Annotated in this window: 20 protein-coding genes and 9 pseudogenes; 4 read left to right on the plus strand and 25 right to left on the minus strand. The window is 31.6% G+C overall.

Annotated elements, in window-relative coordinates:
• Positions 1-101: 101 nt before the first annotated feature.
• From PL321_RS00825 to PL321_RS00885, 14 genes and pseudogenes are all read right to left on the minus strand, one after another.
• Positions 102-587, minus strand: a complete 486-nt coding sequence (locus PL321_RS00825; protein WP_273963142.1) for a pyridoxamine 5'-phosphate oxidase family protein — start codon at positions 585-587, stop codon at positions 102-104.
• On the minus strand, positions 575-769 hold the full coding sequence (locus PL321_RS00830) for a hypothetical protein (RefSeq protein WP_273963143.1): 195 nt from the start codon (positions 767-769) through the stop codon (positions 575-577). Before PL321_RS00830 ends, PL321_RS00825 begins: the two co-directional genes overlap by 13 nt.
• A gap of 4 nt (positions 770-773) precedes the next feature.
• Entirely contained in the window at positions 774-1121 is a 348-nt protein-coding gene (locus PL321_RS00835; protein ID WP_273963144.1) for a hypothetical protein, read from the minus strand.
• Positions 1122-1685 (minus strand): DUF1576 domain-containing protein, encoded by a 564-nt coding sequence (locus PL321_RS00840; protein WP_273963145.1) that lies wholly within the window; start codon positions 1683-1685, stop codon positions 1122-1124.
• A pseudogene (locus PL321_RS20655) lies at positions 1664-2361 on the minus strand (DUF1576 domain-containing protein). The gene PL321_RS00840 and the pseudogene PL321_RS20655 overlap by 22 nt, the downstream one beginning before the upstream one ends.
• Before the next feature lie 91 nt (positions 2362-2452).
• A complete protein-coding gene (locus PL321_RS00850; protein WP_273963146.1) occupies positions 2453-2614 on the minus strand; it encodes a hypothetical protein in 162 nt (53 codons plus the stop codon).
• A 440-nt stretch (positions 2615-3054) separates the two neighbouring features.
• Positions 3055-3465 (minus strand): Hsp20/alpha crystallin family protein, encoded by a 411-nt coding sequence (locus tag PL321_RS00855; RefSeq protein WP_273963147.1) that lies wholly within the window; start codon positions 3463-3465, stop codon positions 3055-3057.
• A 75-nt stretch (positions 3466-3540) separates the two neighbouring features.
• Positions 3541-3801 (minus strand): annotated as a pseudogene (locus tag PL321_RS20660) (heparan-alpha-glucosaminide N-acetyltransferase domain-containing protein); the annotation flags it as partial.
• Positions 3798-4228, minus strand: a pseudogene (locus tag PL321_RS20665) (heparan-alpha-glucosaminide N-acetyltransferase domain-containing protein). The pseudogenes PL321_RS20660 and PL321_RS20665, both read right to left, overlap by 4 nt.
• 19 nt (positions 4229-4247) lie before the next feature.
• Positions 4248-5196 (minus strand): annotated as a pseudogene (locus PL321_RS00865) (acyl-CoA dehydratase activase).
• Positions 5187-6271, minus strand: a pseudogene (locus PL321_RS00870) (2-hydroxyglutaryl-CoA dehydratase). The pseudogenes PL321_RS00865 and PL321_RS00870 overlap by 10 nt, the downstream one beginning before the upstream one ends.
• A 285-nt stretch (positions 6272-6556) precedes the next feature.
• Positions 6557-7144, minus strand: coding sequence for an acyl-CoA dehydratase activase-related protein (locus PL321_RS00875; protein ID WP_273963150.1), 588 nt, complete (start codon positions 7142-7144; stop codon positions 6557-6559).
• A gap of 81 nt (positions 7145-7225) precedes the next feature.
• Positions 7226-7987, minus strand: a pseudogene (locus PL321_RS00880) (exodeoxyribonuclease III).
• A 74-nt stretch (positions 7988-8061) separates the two neighbouring features.
• Positions 8062-9246, minus strand: a complete 1185-nt coding sequence (locus PL321_RS00885; protein WP_273963151.1) for a transglutaminase domain-containing protein — start codon at positions 9244-9246, stop codon at positions 8062-8064.
• 166 nt (positions 9247-9412) lie between these two features.
• Between PL321_RS00885 and PL321_RS00890 the strand changes: the two are divergent.
• Together PL321_RS00890 and PL321_RS00895 are read left to right on the plus strand one after the other, a co-directional pair.
• Positions 9413-9855 (plus strand): annotated as a pseudogene (locus tag PL321_RS00890) (cell wall hydrolase).
• Positions 9856-9995: 140 nt separating this feature from the next.
• Complete coding sequence (locus PL321_RS00895) at positions 9996-10247, plus strand: hypothetical protein (protein WP_273963152.1); 252 nt, start codon at positions 9996-9998, stop codon at positions 10245-10247.
• A gap of 36 nt (positions 10248-10283) precedes the next feature.
• Here the strand turns inward: PL321_RS00895 and PL321_RS00900 are convergent.
• The 3 genes and pseudogenes from PL321_RS00900 to PL321_RS00910 form a co-directional block, all read right to left on the minus strand.
• Positions 10284-11225 (minus strand): annotated as a pseudogene (locus PL321_RS00900) (phosphoglycerate dehydrogenase).
• Between the two features lie 84 nt (positions 11226-11309).
• Positions 11310-11930, minus strand: coding sequence for an ATP-binding protein (locus PL321_RS00905; RefSeq protein ID WP_273963153.1), 621 nt, complete (start codon positions 11928-11930; stop codon positions 11310-11312).
• A 130-nt stretch (positions 11931-12060) separates the two neighbouring features.
• Positions 12061-13197, minus strand: coding sequence for a THUMP domain-containing class I SAM-dependent RNA methyltransferase (locus PL321_RS00910; RefSeq protein ID WP_273963154.1), 1137 nt, complete (start codon positions 13195-13197; stop codon positions 12061-12063).
• A 129-nt stretch (positions 13198-13326) separates the two neighbouring features.
• On the opposite strand from PL321_RS00910, the gene PL321_RS00915 reads away from it, so the two are divergent.
• Positions 13327-13734 carry an aminotransferase class IV gene (locus tag PL321_RS00915; RefSeq protein ID WP_273963155.1) on the plus strand — a complete coding sequence of 136 codons (408 nt, stop codon included), beginning with the start codon at positions 13327-13329 and terminating at the stop codon, positions 13732-13734.
• A gap of 35 nt (positions 13735-13769) precedes the next feature.
• Positions 13770-14117 (plus strand): aminotransferase class IV, encoded by a 348-nt coding sequence (locus PL321_RS20670; RefSeq protein ID WP_443110713.1) that lies wholly within the window; start codon positions 13770-13772, stop codon positions 14115-14117.
• A 20-nt stretch (positions 14118-14137) separates the two neighbouring features.
• On the opposite strand, the gene PL321_RS00920 is transcribed toward PL321_RS20670, so the two are convergent.
• The 8 genes and pseudogenes from PL321_RS00920 to PL321_RS00950 all read right to left on the minus strand — a co-directional run bounded on the left by PL321_RS00920 (position 14138) and on the right by PL321_RS00950 (position 18071).
• A complete protein-coding gene (locus tag PL321_RS00920; RefSeq protein ID WP_337961023.1) occupies positions 14138-14554 on the minus strand; it encodes a 4Fe-4S binding protein in 417 nt (138 codons plus the stop codon).
• A gap of 82 nt (positions 14555-14636) precedes the next feature.
• Positions 14637-15782 (minus strand): NADH-quinone oxidoreductase subunit D, encoded by a 1146-nt coding sequence (locus PL321_RS00925; RefSeq protein ID WP_273963156.1) that lies wholly within the window; start codon positions 15780-15782, stop codon positions 14637-14639.
• A 107-nt stretch (positions 15783-15889) separates the two neighbouring features.
• Positions 15890-16132, minus strand: a pseudogene (locus PL321_RS20675) (NADH-quinone oxidoreductase subunit C); the annotation flags it as partial.
• A gap of 5 nt (positions 16133-16137) precedes the next feature.
• A complete protein-coding gene (locus tag PL321_RS00930) occupies positions 16138-16266 on the minus strand; it encodes a hypothetical protein (RefSeq protein ID WP_273963157.1) in 129 nt (42 codons plus the stop codon).
• The gene (nuoB, locus tag PL321_RS00935) at positions 16247-16807 is read right to left on the minus strand and encodes an NADH-quinone oxidoreductase subunit NuoB (RefSeq protein ID WP_273963158.1); all 561 of its coding nucleotides are present in this window, start codon (positions 16805-16807) and stop codon (positions 16247-16249) included. The genes PL321_RS00930 and nuoB overlap by 20 nt, the downstream gene beginning before the upstream one ends.
• A gap of 43 nt (positions 16808-16850) precedes the next feature.
• A complete protein-coding gene (locus PL321_RS00940) occupies positions 16851-17507 on the minus strand; it encodes a complex I subunit 1 family protein (protein WP_273963159.1) in 657 nt (218 codons plus the stop codon).
• 5 nt (positions 17508-17512) lie between these two features.
• Positions 17513-17734 carry an NADH-quinone oxidoreductase subunit H gene (locus PL321_RS00945; protein ID WP_273963160.1) on the minus strand — a complete coding sequence of 74 codons (222 nt, stop codon included), beginning with the start codon at positions 17732-17734 and terminating at the stop codon, positions 17513-17515.
• A 115-nt stretch (positions 17735-17849) separates the two neighbouring features.
• A complete protein-coding gene (locus tag PL321_RS00950) occupies positions 17850-18071 on the minus strand; it encodes a hypothetical protein (protein WP_273963161.1) in 222 nt (73 codons plus the stop codon).
• Positions 18072-18084: the final 13 nt, after the last annotated feature.

Below are 18084 nucleotides of genomic sequence, written 5' to 3' on the forward strand. Positions count from 1 at the left end.
TTTTGAATTTAAAAACTCAACTTTATTTATTTTTACCCTTATCATATTAAGCTTAAAGGGAAGACTAACTATATTTTCATACTTATATCCCTTTAAATCAATTATTTTTTATATTCACTTGAAGAAAATTCAACAAAAGATGCCTCACCTTCAATCTGCATTCCAAATAGTTTGTTCATACCCTGATATTTATCGTATATAGCTATAGATACCCTATTATTTAAATAAATATTGGAAAATTTTTCTCCACCTTCTGTTAAAAAATATAAATACCCATCTTTATAGGTATACTCAATTGGAGTTGCCCTAACTCCTATTCCACAGGTTGTTAATGTACAGGTTGTATTGCTGTTTAGATACTCCTCAATTAAAAATTTTAATTTTTCTATTGGCATCCGCTTTATAACCAATTTATCCCTTAACTCTTTTAACTCTCTTGCTATTTTGCATATTGTTTCTATATTCTTTGCCTCTATAAATATTTCTTTATCTATCTTTAATAACTGTTTTAAGGGACTTATCAATTCATTTTCTCCATCAATTATAAAGGCTTTTGGCTTCTCCCTTAATGTACTTACATTTTCCACAAAAATCTAAGTACATATTCTTCATCACTGTCTAATAAAAAGATACAAAAATTTATCAAATTAAAATCAATATCCCCTATATCATTTACCTTTATACAGACAGAAGGCCCTAAAACCTTTGAAATTACATCTGCCATATACCTATTTTTGTCATTAAAATAGGCAACTAAACACCCCTTCAATTTACTACCTCCTAATCAAATAAAGTATTAAAACATTATCCTCTACCTCTATGGAAAATTCATCCACCATCATACCAACTAAATTAGTTTCATCTGATGAATATGAGTCTCCTGTTAAATTCCAATACAGTTCTTCTACCTCTCTATATCTCTGAACAGAAAATATCTTTTCAAGCTTTGCTTTTACTCTTTCTATCTCCTCTTTATTGTTTAGGTGTACTCTAAATCTTATTTTTGTTTCTTTATTAAAGTCTAATGTGGAAGTTATATGACAAGTATCTGTATTCTCTATAAAATATTTGTTAAGTTCATCCATTATCTTTAAAACTTTATTTCTCTCTTTGCTTATCATTTAAGCATTTCTCCTTTCATAATACGCACTTATCAAAGGAATTAAAAACATTGCAACAAGACCACCTGCAAATCCATTATTATATAAATTAAGTCCTGCGTGGAGATAACCTACACTTAAGGCCATTGATACGTGTAAAAATCCTGCTATCATTCCCCATATAGGTCCAAATTCTCCTGATATAGGAGCTAATGTTGTACAAAATAGAATTGCCAATATCACAGTTGGAGAGTTTAAACTGTGTACATTTAAATATGATGATACCGCTGCACCAAATACAACAGGTAATGTATTATTTGTATGTTTTCCTAAGGTTGAAAAACCTACTATTGTAAATAGGCCACCTATAACAGGCCCGTTTAAATTAGTTATTAACAATGTAAATACCATATATATTATGCCCATTATTCCCATATTTAAAAGTGCAACATCTTCACCAAACAATACTGTAAAGTCTGTAAGTAGCTTACCTGAAGTTTTATTTAAATCCTTTAAACTATCAATCTTTAGTTTCCCGCCTATTTTTATTGAATATAGAATCATTAAAAGGAAAACAAAGAGCAATATAAATTCAACTCCTGCATCCCTATTATTATACCACAAAAGTCTTTTGGAATTTCTCCACCAAAGGCTCTAACATTGCTTACAAGAATTGTAGCTATAAAGCCTGCAGTAAGCCCTGTATTATATAGACAATAACCTTGATGGAATTTTAAACAATATGCCGCAAGTGGCGGAAAGATAAATCCAATAAATATAGAGATTAATATGCCAAGAATCATACTAAAATGAGGATGCAAAATTTCAAGCCCTCTAAACTGAATAAGTGTTGGTGAAAGGTTTGTTGAAAATATTGCTATAAGTGCATAGTTTAAAAACTCTCCCTTTTATATTTAGAGTACAGCCATACACCAAACATAATCGGCCAAATATTTACTATGTTCTTACCAAACATAGCAAATCCTACACTTGTCCAAATAGCAGCTGTGATAGCTCCATTTGCCTTTGCCTTTAAAATTAAAAAAATAGAAGTATTTATTATACCAACTAAACCTGCATTAACAAAAGTTGCTCCAATACCACCAACTTCAAAATAGTCAGTAATTAATATGTCAGGTTCTTTAATTATTCTACCCAAACCATAAAGCACATTTATTAATCCGTCGTGTACTATTCCAAATACAATAAAACTTAAAAATATAAAAATAAACAAATAGTGTAATCTGTAATTCTTGTTCATAAAATCCCCCTTTATACCTTTTGATAAAATTATATCACAATTTTAAATATTTTGATATATTTTGAGGGGATTTTTAATGCAAAGTAACACATTAATCTTCAAAAGTTATTGATGATTCAGTCTCTCTACACCATCTTGTAGTTATACAAATACCTAAATTTCTTGGACAAAACTTACACATACAGCTTTTATCTTCACCATCACATTTCTCATTTTTAAAATATATGCATTTTTTACAGTTACTATTAATCATAATATCACCTCCAAATTTAAAGGGGTTGAATTTCAACCCCTTAACAATAGCTTCTTCCACCTATTCTAAATCCTCTGTAGTCCTTATTTATTTCAAAATCATTTATAAGAAAAGCAAATTCTTTGTCTGCAACAAACTTTACTCCTTCATACTCATATAAATCATCACTATCGCGTTGTTCATCCAGAACAACTCCAAATCTTGGACCACCTCATCCAAAACCTTCTAATGTTATTCTAACTGCTGTTTTTCCTCTTTTTCAAGTTCCTCCTTCAAATCCTTTAAAACTTCATCTTTTATTTTAACTCTCATTTCACACCTCCGTCTATTTATTTTTATAATAGATAATTATTATTCATTATTTAAATTAATTGTATCATATTACTGCAATATTATAAATATAAAAAATATATTTGTTTAAAAAACAGTGAGGAATTCCCTCACTGCAGCTTTATTCTTTTTCCTCTACTTGTCTGTCTATCTGATTTAGGTATAGTTAATGTTAAAATTCCATCCTTATATTCTGCCCTTGCCTCCTCTGCCTTTACCTCAGCTGGAAGTGGAATAGTTCTTGAAAAATTTCCATAATATCTTTCTACTCTCCTTAAGTGTTCATCCTTATATTCATCAGATTTTTTAAATTCACCTGTAATTCTTACCTCTTCATCATATACAACAATATCTAAATCATCCTTTGATATACCAGGTATCTCTGCTTTTACTTTTATTTCATTTTCTGTTTCAATTACATCTATTCTTGGCCTCTCAAACTCTTCAAAGGAAAATAGACTATCCATTTGTCTTCTTAGCCTTTCTATTTCTCTAAAGGGCTCAATTGGTTTTAAATACATAGGGCTACACCTCCTGTTTGTTAATTCTAATTTTATTTTTGGAGAATGTAGCCCTATTAAACAATTAAATTTACGTTAAAAAGTTAATTTTTTCAATAATTTTATTAAGTATAAAACTTCCAAAATGACTGGTTGATGAAGCAAATATATTTCAAGGGACCTTCTACTTACAAACTCAATAATTTTAGATTTTACTTCAAAGGGAAGAATTCTTTTTCCTCTTTTATATACTAACCTAAAAATAAGTATTCCAGATATGTAGTAAATGATGTATGGGAAAATAGGGTAGTAATCCAAGGATACAAATCCATAATAAACAAACCCAAAGGGGATTAAAAAGGATTTGTTATTCTAATACTTTGTGCAAGCCTATAAATAAAATAAGAAATAATTTGTATCATTAGTAGCCAATAGTAATTTAGTTTATTTAAAATTATAGAAAACAAAGTCATAGTTGCTAAAAAATGAAGTATCCCAAACCTTATATACTGTTCTCTAAAAACTATATAGGATATAACATTTATTAACAGGGCAAAAATATATAATTTTATTGATTTTTTATTAAGTTTTTTCCTAAATTACTACTAACACCCGATACAATTATAAAAAGTAATGCCGAACTCTTACCCACATAGAACCAAAATCCATCTTCATAATTAACACCAAAACCCATAAACTCCTTTAAATCGTAAACTGTATGAAAGACCACCATAAGTGTTATTGCTAAAAATCTAAAGAAATCTACTTCCGCTATTCTTTTCATCTTAGAATACTCCAAATTACTAAACAGCAATTCTGCTCCATTTTCCGCACTTATCTCCAAAATAGCCTATGTTAACTTCATTTTCCTTAAGTTCCACGACCTCACACATATTAGAACATCCGTTGCACTTAATTGTATTAGGCTTTATCAAAGTATTGTGGATTCCAAATCCCCTAAAGGATGTTTTACCACTTAAATTTACCTCTTCCTTTGCCAGTATTGCTGCCCCTATCGCTCCCATAACATCATAATGTTCTGGAACAAAAACCTCCATATTTAAAAGTTCTTCAAAGGCCCTTTTCATACCTATATTTGCTGCAACCCCACCTTGGAAGAATATCTTAGGCTTTATATTCTTACCCTTTGCAACATTACTTATAAAGTTTCGAGCAAGTGCACTACAAAGTCCAGCTATAATGTCCGAAACATCATAACCTAACTGTTGTTTATGTATCATATCCGATTCTGCAAAAACGGCACATCTTCCTGCTATTCTTACGGGGTTTTGGAATTTAAGGCATATTCACCAAACTTTTCAATTGGTATTTCAAGTCTTTCTGCCTGCCTATCTAAAAAGGAACCTGTACCTGCTGCACAAACAGTATTCATAGCAAAGTCTGTTACAACACCATTTTCAATAGTTATTATTTTACTATCCTGTCCACCTATCTCTATTATTGTTCTCACTTGTGAATCTAAATTTATTGCTGCAATAGCGTGGGAGGTAATTTCATTTTTGCGATATCTGCACCTACTAAAACCTTTGCTAAATACCTTCCACTACCTGTTGTTCCAACTGCCTTTATATCCCTATCGTTATAAAATTTACTTAACTGTAGAAGACCTTCCTGTATTACCTTTATTGGTCTTCCCTTTGTTCTTAAATATTGTTTATGAACTACATTTAAACCTTCATCTAATACAACAATGTCTGTACTAACCGAACCTACATCTATTCCTAAATACACCTCTTTTTCCTCCCCTCTATTAAATCTAAAAATGCTTCAACTCTTGTATAGTACCCTGCTTCACCTGTCATCTCATCCACTACTAAGGATAGTATTGGTATACCGTACCTTTTTTCTATATCTGGCAATATTGCCTTGGATACAATTTCAGGCATACATCCAACAGGAAAAATTTGTATAAGACCATCAAAGCCCTTTTATAATTCAACAATGCTTCGCCTACACATTCCTGTGCGTGTCCACCAATGCATAATTTTAAATACTGCTTAGCCTCTTTATAAATTTTACTTTTATTAATCTTTAAGGCTGATAGTGTAGTATTTTTAACCCACCAGCTTGGATAAAGAGTTCTTTTAGTTGATACCCCTAAATTCATAAGTATATCCTCTATATATAAATTTGATAATGAATCGATTATTGTATATATTTCACCTATAATTCCTATTTTGATAGGAGTCTTAAAATTATCTATCTCAACCCTTTGAACTTTATTTTTATATTTTTCTAAAACCCTTAATGTCTCTTGTGCCCCCTTAGCTTCTAATGCTTCTTTTTTACATCCTTTAAAAGCCTTGAAAATTCACCTTTATTTTTTTCGTATCCAGCATAAAATCTACATTCTCTTTCTATTTCATCAATTAAATTTATTGCCTTTAATGCCATATTTAAGACCTTTAACTTCTTATAGGTTGATAGTTTACTGTCCTTTGCCACACTGCTTAGTCTACTTAAAAATTCCTTCATTCCAATTTTTGATGGTTCATCTATTACAATGAAATTTATATGCCTTCCTAAAGACATAAGTACCTTCTTTTGAAGTTCACAATATTCTCCAAATCTACAGGGTCCACAACTTCCTGTTATAAGAACAGTATCTGCTCCCTTTCTATGCTTTCTATATAGTTTCCAATCATAATTTTAAAGGGAAGACATACATCCTCTGGCGAGTGTAAACATCCAATTTCTAATGTTTTTTAGATGATATAGGTGGTATAGTATAATCTACACCAAGTCCTTCAAACAGTACCTTACCTGCAATGTATGTATTACCCAAGTGAGGAAATGTTATATTCATTTCTTGCCCTCCTCTTTAACAAATCAACAAATGCCTCTATTCTTGTGTCAACACCTGCTTCCCCTGTATGTTCATCAATCTTTAATACGAGGTATGGAAAACTTCCTATATCCTTTTTATTAAGTCAATGGCAAAGGAATCTATACCACACCCAAAGGAGGATATATATATAATCCCATCTATTTTACCTGTTTCTACTAAAGAAATTGCACAATTGTAGCTATTTCTTAAGAATGTCCAAAAGGCTTTTTTATTAACCTAAAGCTATAATCCTCAGGCTCAATATTATCTTCTATAAAAACTTCTACTCCATTTCCTAAGTTTTTTCAGCAAACCCATATTCACAAAATCATCGTATATTAAATACGGATGTCCAATCAGAAGCACTCTAACAGTAGGGTTTAGAATATTTATTTTATTATATTTGTAAAGATTGCTCTTAAAACCCTCATATGCCTTTTTAAATTTCTCTTTATCTACTTTAAAGGGTTTTGTAAAGTTGTATAGAGAACTTTTTAAAGTTTTTTCATCATATGCATAAATAGTTGGACATATAATATTTTTTATATCAAGGGAGTATCTAATCATTTCTGGAAGCCTGCAAAATTTTGGACATATAAACTCGTTTTTATGTAGCTTCATTATTCTTGGAACTAAAACAATGTCACATCTATCCCTTAAATATTCAACGTGACCGTGAAATATTTTTACAGGCAAACAAGCCTCATCTACACAGTTTAATACCCCTAAATCAAGTATTTCCTTATTAGTTTTAGGGCTTACTACAGTTGTAATTCCTATTGTATGTAAAAATTCTTGTATTGCATCTCGATATTTAATATTAAGCAGTGCATTAGGGATTCCTATTATCATACCATCACCCTCATATTAAAATTCCTTATAAAGTATGTACAAAAAGAAACTATTTTATACAAAAAAGAGTGCAAATGCACTCTATATTTTAACCTCTATCATTATAGGGCAATGGTCTGATCCCATAACATCAGTCAATATTCTTACATCCTTTACTCTATCTATAAAATTTCTTGAAACAAAATGATAATCAATACGCCATCCTATATTCTTCTCTCTTGCCCTAAATTTATAACTCCACCACGTATATTCTACTTTATCAGGATAGAAGTATCTAAAAGTATCTATATACCCATTTTCAATAAATTTATCTATCCACGCCCTCTCTATCGGCAAAAATCCTGAATATTTTTCGTTTGCCTTTGGATTTTTTAAGTCAATCTCTCTATGGGCTGTGTTATAATCTCCACATACTATAAGTTTTTTACCCTTTTCTACTTCACCATTGCAGTAATCTAATATTGCATCATAAAACCTTAATTTATAATCTAACCTTTCATCACTCATTTGACCGTTTGGGAAATATATGTTTAAAAGAGTAAACTCCTCAAACTCAGTTATAACAATTCTCCCCTCTCTGTCAAACTCCTCTATTCCAATTCCATACTTTACTTCCTTTGGCTTAATCTTAGTATATGTAGCAACTCCACTATAACCTTTTTATCTGCAAAACTAAAGTATGAATAATACCCTTCAATGTTTTTTAGCTCATCCTTTAATTGATTTTCTTGTAACTTTGTTTCTTGTATACATAAAATATCTGGATTTTCTTCTCTTATCCATTCAAAAAATTTTTTGAGCAATCGCCCTAAGTCCATTTACATTCCAAGAATAAATCCTCATCCTATCACCTCGATTAAAATTATACCTTTATGTTACCAGAAAAAACTAAAAATAAAAGGCACCAATTGGTGCCATCAGTTCCACTTATGTGTTTTACTCATCTCTTCATCTGTTTTTAAGAAATAGTCATACCTTACCATATTTTTGTTTGGATAACCATTTATAACTGGGTCATCAAAGGTAACATCTACGTGTAGCCAACTATCTCCTACCTTTACTTTATTCCAAGCGTGACCTTCACCATCGGCTATTCCAATAACTATGATTGACTCTATTCCAAAATACTTTGTTAATCTTTGAAAAGCTGATGAATAACCACCACATATTGTTTTATTTGTAGTTAGTGCATAGTAGGCGTGTGAATCCCTTGCATATTGCACCTCATCACCCGTCTTTAAAAAATCGACATCATAACTAAAATTGTAGGCTACATAATCGTGGATTACTTTTATTTTCTCTTCTGTAGTTTTTGCTTCATTTACTTTATTTTCAATTTTTGAAGCTGCATTTTTAACTACTTCATATAATCCTAAATTCATTTTCAATATTTCCTGCTGTGGCAAAACATATCCAAAATATATTGTCGTTCCTTTTGAGTCTGATGAATATTTTATTTGTCTAAGATATGCAAAATCTGAATAAGAATAAAGTACATCCTCTATAGCATTAGAAAGAGTTTTTATGTCACCTGAATAAAGAGACTTGTCTATAAAAATTGAATTTTTACCTTCAAAAATTGCCTTTGCAATTTCATAATTTAATTTATTAACATTTTCCTTGTCTTTTTCTAAAAGAAAGAAATCTATACTTTGTGAATAGGATTCTAAACTTACTGTGGCTTGTCCATTATCTTTTGTTAAAACAGGTGACGTATCAGTTTTTTTATACTGTACATTTAGAGAATAACCAATAAACACCCTCTTCTTTTTATTAACCCTATAGTGTTTCTTTATACTTAGTTTTTCAACATTATTAACACCCTTTGCTGCATTCACTGCCTTTGTCAAAGCAGTATCTGCTATTTTTTCATTATAACCATTAGATGATAAAACTATGACGGGTGCCTTCTTTTTCATTTGAACATTTAAAACAGTTGTATATCTGTTTGTAAGTAAATCTACATACCCTATTTTTACAGCATAGACTTTATAGTTATTAATATTTTTGCTATAGCCTTTAGCTAATGTAATATCAGAAGTTAAGGTAAATAATAAAATTAATATTAGAAGTAGCGTTTGTAATTTAAAAAGTTTTTTCATCCCACCACCCCTTTTTTTATTTTCTATTTAATTATTATTTTAATTTGACTAATTTTTAAATTCAATATACCAAACACAATATTAACAATGTAATTTTAAACTTAATATCACTTTTTTCATATATTAGAATATATTAGTATTAGTTAGGGTTTTATGGGGTGATTATATGCCGCTATCTGATAGAGAAATGTTTGCAAGGCTCATTAAATGTGAAGCTGAAGGAGAAGGCGAATATGGAATGAAGGCTGTAGCTACTGTTGTAATGAATAGAGTACACATAAGCTATGGAGAATATTTTAGAATATGTCAAGGTAGCCTTCGTCGTGTTATACTTCAGCCTTTTCAATTTACCTGTGCTATGACAACAGTATACGGACAATATAATGCTCAAAATATATACAATATGCGTCCCGATGATTTCCATTACCAGATTGCAGACTGGGCTTTATCTGGAAACAAATTATCTGGTGTAGGTAGTGCTCTTTGGTACTACAATCCCTTTAGTCCTGTTTGTGCAACTTACTTTCCAAAACCAAAACAGGTATATATGTAACAAGAATTGCAAAACACTGTTTCTATAACCCAACCCCATTGTATGCAAAAACTTGATATAAGGAGGTCCTTTATGAGCAAAAAATTCAAATGAACCTGTACAGGAGAAGAATGTAAATTTAGAGGCTGAACCTGTTTATTTTGTTCCAACCTTTTATCGTTATCCTTGCCCCTTTGTTGATGACAGACAAGAGGATTTGACCTTTGATCCTCAAACCGCAATGGATGATCCAACTCTAAAGAACATAAACTTCACTCAAGCCTACTTAAGAACACAAATAGGGAAAAAGGTAAAGATAGACTTTTTAATTGGAACTAATCTATTTATTGATAAGGAAGGTATACTGCTTGAAGTTGGTGTAAGCTATATTGTAATAAGAGAAACTACTTCAAATGCAAAGGTTATGTGTGATTTCTATTCAATAAGATTTGTAACAATATTTGAATAGCATTAACCCCAAAAGGTGCTGATGCACCTTTTGGGGTTAATATCCTTTAATAATATCAACAATATTTAGAAGTTCTCTTCCATCAACGTATCTTTTCATATTTTCATAGATAATATTATATCTTCTTTCATTTCTCATTTCTGAAACCCAAGAATTGTGGGAGTTATAATTATATTTTCAATATCCCAAAGAGGGCTGTCTTGTGGAAGAGGTTCTTCTTCAAAAACATCTAATGCAGCCTTTTTCACCTTACCTTCCTTTACAGCACAAATAAGTGCATCTGTATCAATTACACTTCCCTTGCAATATTCACCAAATAAACCCCATCCTTCATACTATTTATTAACGCACTATCTATTAGATGGTATGTTTCCTTTGTTAATGGCACTGAAACTACAACAAAATCACAAATCGCTACTACCTTTTAATTTCACTTAAACTGTAGCACTCGTCGAAATAATCAACTTTCCTTCCTTTAGTATTTACTCCAAGTAATTTTACATCAAACCCCCTTAACCTTTTTGCAGCCTCCTGTGCTATTGTACCTGTTCCTATAAAAGTAACTGTTTTGTTAAATAGTTCTAAAATACTTGTATCTATTTTCCATTTTCTCTCCTTTTGTTTTTCATAAAACTCTCGACTGTTTTTTATCATCTCAAGCATCTTTAAAACTATCCATTCACCCATAGGAATGCTGTATCCACCTTTATTGTTTGTAACTATAATATTTCTTGCTAAAACTATATCCTTTGGAATCTGATCTATTCCGATACTTGAAAGCTGAATCCATTTGAGCTTTTTCATAAAGCTTATATCCAATGTTAAGAAGGGATTATAGCACACAAGCACCTCTACATCATCAAACTCATCCTCATAAACTACTGTATTTTCATTTCGTATCAAGATTTCATACCCTAAATCCTCAATCCTCTTCATTTTCTCGCTGCCATAATCATAAGTGAAAAGAGCCTTTATCATAAAATCACCCCCTATATTTAATTATACTAAATTTAGATACAAAGTTATAATATCAAAAGTTTTATATCTGATAGCATTTATAACTTAAAAAGCCAGCAGAAACCACCTCTGCTGGCTATAACTTTTATGCACCCTTTTCTTCTTTATTTTTTTAGATAGTCCTATTATCTCAAATATCTTCTTAGCTCTTTCCTTTGTTGAACCATCTAACGTAATATAAGGTACATTTTCGGCATCTAAGAAATGCTTTACTGCTTCATCTACCTTAATAGCAGTCTCTTCATCCTGCCATCTCACTCCATCCCTTTCATATCCAAATTCTCTTGGTAGGAAAAAGATGTAATCATACTTTGGAAGATCTCTTATTGCAAGGGCATAGAGATCCTTTAATATCTCAATTTCTTTTGTTGTTCTTTTCTTGTTACCAAGCATAAATCTTCCATAGATGTATGGTAAAAATGTAGCATAGTCTGTAATTGCATAATCAAATACTTCAAGCTCGTTTTCTAATCTTGCTTGACCAAGATAAATACCATATTGTTCTGCAAGGTGTTCAATCATTCCCTTGTCCTTAAGATATTCTGTTGAATATTCAGTAGCACATCCAACATTTAATCCCATAATCTTCATTTCTGCATATAGATATTGAATAAGTGTTGTTTTTCCACATCTTGGACCACCAATAATTGCTATTCTTACAGGCACTTCACTCACTCCATAACTTAATTTTTTATTTTAGAAAAAAGCAATTTCTATTATATCAGCTTAACTTCATACATTCAATAACGAAAATTATATTATTAATTTTTTTATAATTTGTTATATAAAGATAATTTTAATCTACTATTCTTTTTGGTGGTAATGGTCCAAAATATTGATATAGATAGCAAAGAAGCTTACCGTTATAGAGTTTTCTATTTTTATCTGCCTTCTTTCCGAACAATTTTTCAAAATCTAAGTGGTTTGTTAATATAAAATAGGACCAAGAATCTAATTTACTAAATACCTCTCCCATCTTTCTATATAACTTTTCAACCTGTTTCAGCTCGCCTATTCTTTCACCATAAGGAGGATTACAAATAATACAACCATACCTTTTCTTAGAACTTAACTCCTCCATAGGAAGTTTTTGAACAAAAACTAAATCCTCAACTCCTGCCCTTTTTATATTTTCCCTTGCAACCTTTAATACTTTTCCATCAATGTCTTGACCTAATAGTTTAAACTCTAAATCATTAACTTCACTCTTTGCCTTTTCCCTAATTTGACTCCATATATTTCTATCTATATGTGCCCAATTTTCTGCATCAAAACTTCTATTTAAACCAGGTGCAATGTTTTTACCTATTAGTGCAGCTTCAATTAGGATTGTTCCTGAACCGCAAAATGGATCAATTAACTGTCTATCTGGCGTCCACTTACTTAAAAGAACCATTGCTGCTGCTAAAGTCTCCTTCAAAGGTGCCTCTCCTGCCATAGTTCTATATCCTCTTTTATGTAGTCCTACACCCGATGTATCGAGACTTATTGTTGCAATATCCTTTAAAAGTGCAACCTCTATTTTATATGTAGGCCCATCTTCACTAAACCAATCTGTTTTATATTTTCTCTTCATTGATTCAACGACTGCCTTTTTAACAATTGCCTGACAGTCTGAAACGCTAAAAAGCTTTGATTTTACGGATTTTCCTATAACGTGCATCTTTGCATTTTTAGGAAGAAAATCTGGAAAATTTATAGATAGTGTTCCTTGAAAAAGATCCTCAAAGGTTTCTGCCCTAAACTCTTTTAACCTAATATATACCCTGTCTGCAGTTCTTAGATACATATTTAATTTTGCAATGTCCTCATCGTTTCCCTTCAATGTAACCTTTCCATTTTCAACTTTATAATCATTATAACCTAATGCTTTAAGTTCACTTGCTGTAACAGATTCTATTCCAAAGGCAGTAGTTAATACTATATCGTACATTTTATCTCTCCTTTATCTATATTCTTCATATATCATATCCCAAATATAACTTATTTTGCAATAATAATGATATTAGTGTAAAATATCTTACGAGGTGATTAAAATGGGAGAAGCTGTTTTAAAATATTTTTGCACAATGGAAAAGAATATGAGGTTAATAATTTTGATAGCATATACAAGGAAGTATCTCCAAGTATATATGAAGTTATAAGATTAATCAATGGAAAGCCTGTATTTTTAGAGGACCATATTGAAAGATTAAATAACTCTGCCAAACTATTAAATGTAGACTTTTATGCTGAAGTGGATAATATCGGAAAACAGATTATACAATTGGCAAAACTAAACGATATTCAAAATTATAATGTGAAAATAATAGTAAACAACTTTAATAATCCAGATATTTATTTGTTTTTTATTAAATCTGTTTATCCTTCAGATGAAGCTTATAAAGATGGAGTTAAAACAACTCTATATAAGGCAATAAGAGAAAATCCTAATGCAAAGGTTATAAATGCAACATTAAGGAAAAAATAAATAAACATCTTGAGGAAAACAATCTATATGAGGCTATACTTGTAAACAATTTTGATGAGATAACAGAGGGAAGTCGTTCAAATATATTTTTTATAAAGGGTAGCAAATTATATACTGCACCTAAAGAGGATGTTTTAGTTGGAATTACAAGAATAAAAGTTATAGAGATTGCTAATAAATTAGGATTTGAGGTTGTTGAAGATAAGATAAAAGTAAGTCAAATTAGTGAATTTGAAGCTTGCTTTTTAACCGGCACTTCACCAAAGGTACTTCCAATATCATATATTGATTCTTATGCCTACAATGTAAACAATGATATTCTTAGAAACATAATGAGGGAATATGATAAAATGATTAATAATGAACCTCTCTATGTTAAATAAACATAGAGAGGCTTACTTTATTATCCTAATACTCTCTTGCTTTTTCCTGTGTTATATCCTATATCATCTCCTAAAGTCTCGTCTGGCATAAGCCTAAACTTCTCCTTAACATATTCTACTTCTTCCTTTGCTGACATTGACATTACTGTCTTAATCTTATAGATGTAATGCCTTGACATCTTTAAAGAGTTAGTTGGACAAACATCAACGCAGAAGGCACAGAAACTACATCTACCATAGTCAACAACAGGCTTTTTAATTTCCCTTCCCTGCTCATTTTTTCCAACTACCTTCATCTTTATTGCATCAAATGGACATATTCTTTTACACGCTGCACATCCAACGCATTTTTCTAAATCATTTGTATGAAGACCTCTATAGGTAGGGGATACTCCCTCCTTTGGAAATACCCTTAATATCTGTTTAGGATATTTTATTGTTACAGGCTTTCTAAATAGATTTTTAAAGTTGTAAGTGGAGAATAAACGCTTTTATCACCTAATGCCATAAAAACACCTCCTACTTGTCTATATCTGGTGGGCATATGGCGAGTGATGCCATCCAAGCCGCAACATCATCTATTTTCATCTTAGGCAGGTGTTTTTGTGCATATAACAGTCCTGCTGGAAGTGATGGTCCCCTAACACCTACTCTATATGGTTTCATCCCTCCATCTGATACAACATAATATCCAAACTCACCTTTAGAAGACTCAACCTTTGCATACGCTTCTCCCTTTGGTACCTTAAGCATAGAAAGATTGCCTAAATTTAATCTTACATCACCCTCAGGCATTTCCTTAAGTGCTTGTCTTATTAATTTTATTGTCTCTTCAAATTCCAATCTAACTTGAACAGCACGCGTTAAGGCATCTCCACCCTCTTGAGTTACAACCTTTACATCAAGATATGGATATGCTGCATAGGGGTCATCTACTCTAACATCATATGCTGCACCTGAAGCCCTAAGATTTGGGCCTGTTATTCCTGTTTTTAAAGCCTCTTCTTTTGATATATAACCTAAGCCCTTCAACCTTTTATGGATTATAGGATTTTCAAAAACTAATTTATCGTATTCTATTAGTCTATTTTCAAGATGATCTAATACCTCAATTAATCTCTCTATCCAACCTTCTGGCAGGTCGTTTCTTACTCCACCTGGGATATTGAATATATGATATATTCTTGCTCCTGTTAACCATTCAAACAAATCAAGAACTAAATCTCTATCTGCCATCATAATATACATTGGTGTATATAATCCAAGTGCTGCTCCAAGTGCCCCCATTCCCATTAAAAATGAAGTTAATCTGCTCATTTCAAGGGTTATAGTCCTTATGAATTTTGCTCTATCTGGTATATCAACCCCCATAATCTTTTCTATTGCAGTACAGTATGCAACTTCATTCGGGTCTGGGTCAACAACACATATTCTTGGAACAAGTGCTATGTTTTGAACCCATAGTTTTTGTTCCATTAATTTTTCAAATCCTCTATGAAGATGCCCTGCATTTGGTCTTACCTTAACTATCTCAGTTCCTATCATCTCTAATACATATCCAAAATTCCCGTGCATACCTGGATGATTAGGGCCAAAGAACAATTCATATACTGCTAAATTATCTTTTTCAGCTATTTTACTTAGTGAATATGATGGTGCATCCATTATCTATCACCTCCATCTACTTCTGCGTCATACAGCCTTATTGAAAATTCTCTGGTATCAAAATCCTTTCTAAGCGGTGGAATGTCAACCCAATTTTCCAAAAATAGAGGTGATAAATCATTATTCCCCTCAAATTTAATACCAAAGAATTCGTGTACCTCTTGTTCGTAAAATTGTGCTTGTTCCCAAAGACTGTTTACAGTTGATACCTTAGGATTATTCCTTTCAACTCTTGTTTTAACTAATATATGAATTTTATGTTTATATGACCAAAGGTGATAAACAACTTCAAACTCTCCATCTTCTATAAAATCAACTGCCGTTATAAAGGACAGATGGTCAAATCCTATGCTTTTTAAAAAACAATATCATTTAAAAGAGTATCTTTATTTACTAAAAGGGCTATTTGATTATGATATAAATCTAAAACATTATATCCTCTATCAACTAATAATTTTATAATTTCATTCTTTTGCATTTTCATTTTTTCCCTCCAAATCATTTTTAGGGGTTTGTCCTAATATAGGTTCTGTCTTTTTAAGTACCCTATCTTGATTTGCTTTATAGTATTCATAATTTTCCTTGTACTTTTTATAAGCCCCTGCCTCTCCCGATTGAATCATCTTCATTAAAGCTTGAAGTGCATCGATTACTGCTTCAGGTCTTGGCATACAACCTGATACTGTAATGTCAACAGGTATATACTCTGCTAAATTTGTTATTGTGTTATATGAATCCCAATATATTCCTCCATTTACAGTACAAGAACCAAAGGCTAATACCCATTTAGGTTCAGGCATTTGTTCATAGGTTCTTATTATTCTCTTTAAAGTTTTTAAAGAAACATATCCTGTTACAAGTAGTACATCGGCCTGTCTTGGTGTAGCCATAGGTCCTATTCCAAATCTTTCAAGATCCCACCTGGATGTCATCGATGGTGGCAACTCCACCGCTCCACAACCTGTACAATAATGAAGCATCCAAATAGACCTTTGTCTAAAAAATCTATAACATTCTCTATACAACTTCTCTTCTTTTCTTCCTTTAATTGCTGCATTCTAAGCACCCCTATAATAGAATAAGAAATAATTGAAGAACTGCAATCCCCATCGGAACAGTCCATAAAAACTTAACTGCTTGTTCTATTTTAAATCTTGGGAATACAGCCTCAATAAACACTGTAATTAAATAAATCTCAAACTGCTTTAAAACAAAGGTAAATACATTGCTTGCTCCACCCATAAAAAGGTTTACTATTATTGCAGTTTCAACAAATATTGCAACTGCGTGTGTTAAAAATGCAAGTCCAAGATATTTACCACTTAATTCAACCATTGGACCTGACGCTATTTCAGCAGGTGCAATCATTGCATCAAAGGGCTTTTCTCCCATCATTGCTTGAAGTGCAATTTCTGCTGCAATAAAAGCAAGAGGAAACTTTATCATATTCCAATTTAAAATCGAACCTGCCTGTGCATTTGAAATTAACTCAAGTGACGAAGTTCCATTAAATATAATAAGCCCAAGAATAACAGTAAAAAACGGTACTTCATATCCAAGCATCATTGTTAAGGCACGGGACACACCTATTGTGGCATTAGGGTTACCACTTGCAGCAACTGCCATTGCCATCCCAAGATATCCTATTGCCATTAAATACATAATTACTATTAAGTTTGTACTTGTTTTTACTGCAACGTGTCCTGCAATCGGAACAAACAGCATAGTAGCTAAAAGTCCCCGAGGGACATAACCATTCCTAAATCCATTACAAAATTATGTGTTATGGATTTTCTTGAAAACAACTTTCCAACATCAATAAAGGCCTGATAAAAAGGTGGACCATATCTTAGTTGAATTCTTGCTATAACCTTTCGTCCAATTCCCATAAACAGTAGACCAATAAATATTGCAAATATACCAAATAAAAATACTCTTAAAACTGCCATCATATAATCAACCCTCCTAATATTAATAGGAGAACTCCTATGCTAAATAAAAGTACTGCACTTTCTCCTTTTTTAAACAGTCCTTGAATTGTTAAACTTACATATTCAAAATTTCTTCCTATATTTGCAAAAAATCATCTAACGATACGGTTTTAAGTAATGGTTCAAACATCTCTTTAAATGGCTGATAGAAGGCATATGAGTAGTTAAACCTATCTGCATCTACACCCCATTCCTCTGGGTATTCCCCTGCTGTATAATTATCATTTTGAGGAACCTTTTCAGATTTATTACCAAAGAAATACATTAGGGCTGATATTATAACTCCTGCAACAAACATATAAAATACTATT

The sequence above is a fragment of the Caloramator sp. mosi_1 genome (assembly GCF_028622835.1).
GTDB lineage: Bacteria > Bacillota > Clostridia > Clostridiales > Caloramatoraceae > Thermobrachium.

Excerpts from the sequence above, each read along its gene's own strand:
- PL321_RS00835 (WP_273963144.1), bottom strand. The coding sequence starts at position 1,121 with ATGATAAGCAAAGAGAGAAATAAAGTTTTAAAGATAATGGATGAACTT.
- PL321_RS00850 (WP_273963146.1), bottom strand. The coding sequence starts at position 2,614 with ATGATTAATAGTAACTGTAAAAAATGCATATATTTTAAAAATGAGAAA.
- PL321_RS00855 (WP_273963147.1), bottom strand. The coding sequence starts at position 3,465 with ATGTATTTAAAACCAATTGAGCCCTTTAGAGAAATAGAAAGGCTAAGA.
- PL321_RS00875 (WP_273963150.1), bottom strand. The coding sequence starts at position 7,144 with ATGATAATAGGAATCCCTAATGCACTGCTTAATATTAAATATCGAGAT.
- PL321_RS00885 (WP_273963151.1), bottom strand. The coding sequence starts at position 9,246 with ATGAAAAAACTTTTTAAATTACAAACGCTACTTCTAATATTAATTTTA.
- PL321_RS00910 (WP_273963154.1), bottom strand. The coding sequence starts at position 13,197 with ATGTACGATATAGTATTAACTACTGCCTTTGGAATAGAATCTGTTACA.
- PL321_RS00925 (WP_273963156.1), bottom strand. The coding sequence starts at position 15,782 with ATGGATGCACCATCATATTCACTAAGTAAAATAGCTGAAAAAGATAAT.
- PL321_RS00930 (WP_273963157.1), bottom strand. The coding sequence starts at position 16,266 with ATGAAAATGCAAAAGAATGAAATTATAAAATTATTAGTTGATAGAGGA.
- PL321_RS00940 (WP_273963159.1), bottom strand. The coding sequence starts at position 17,507 with ATGCTGTTTGTTCCGATTGCAGGACACGTTGCAGTAAAAACAAGTACA.
- PL321_RS00945 (WP_273963160.1), bottom strand. The coding sequence starts at position 17,734 with ATGATGGCAGTTTTAAGAGTATTTTTATTTGGTATATTTGCAATATTT.
- PL321_RS00950 (WP_273963161.1), bottom strand. The coding sequence starts at position 18,071 with ATGTTTGTTGCAGGAGTTATAATATCAGCCCTAATGTATTTCTTTGGT.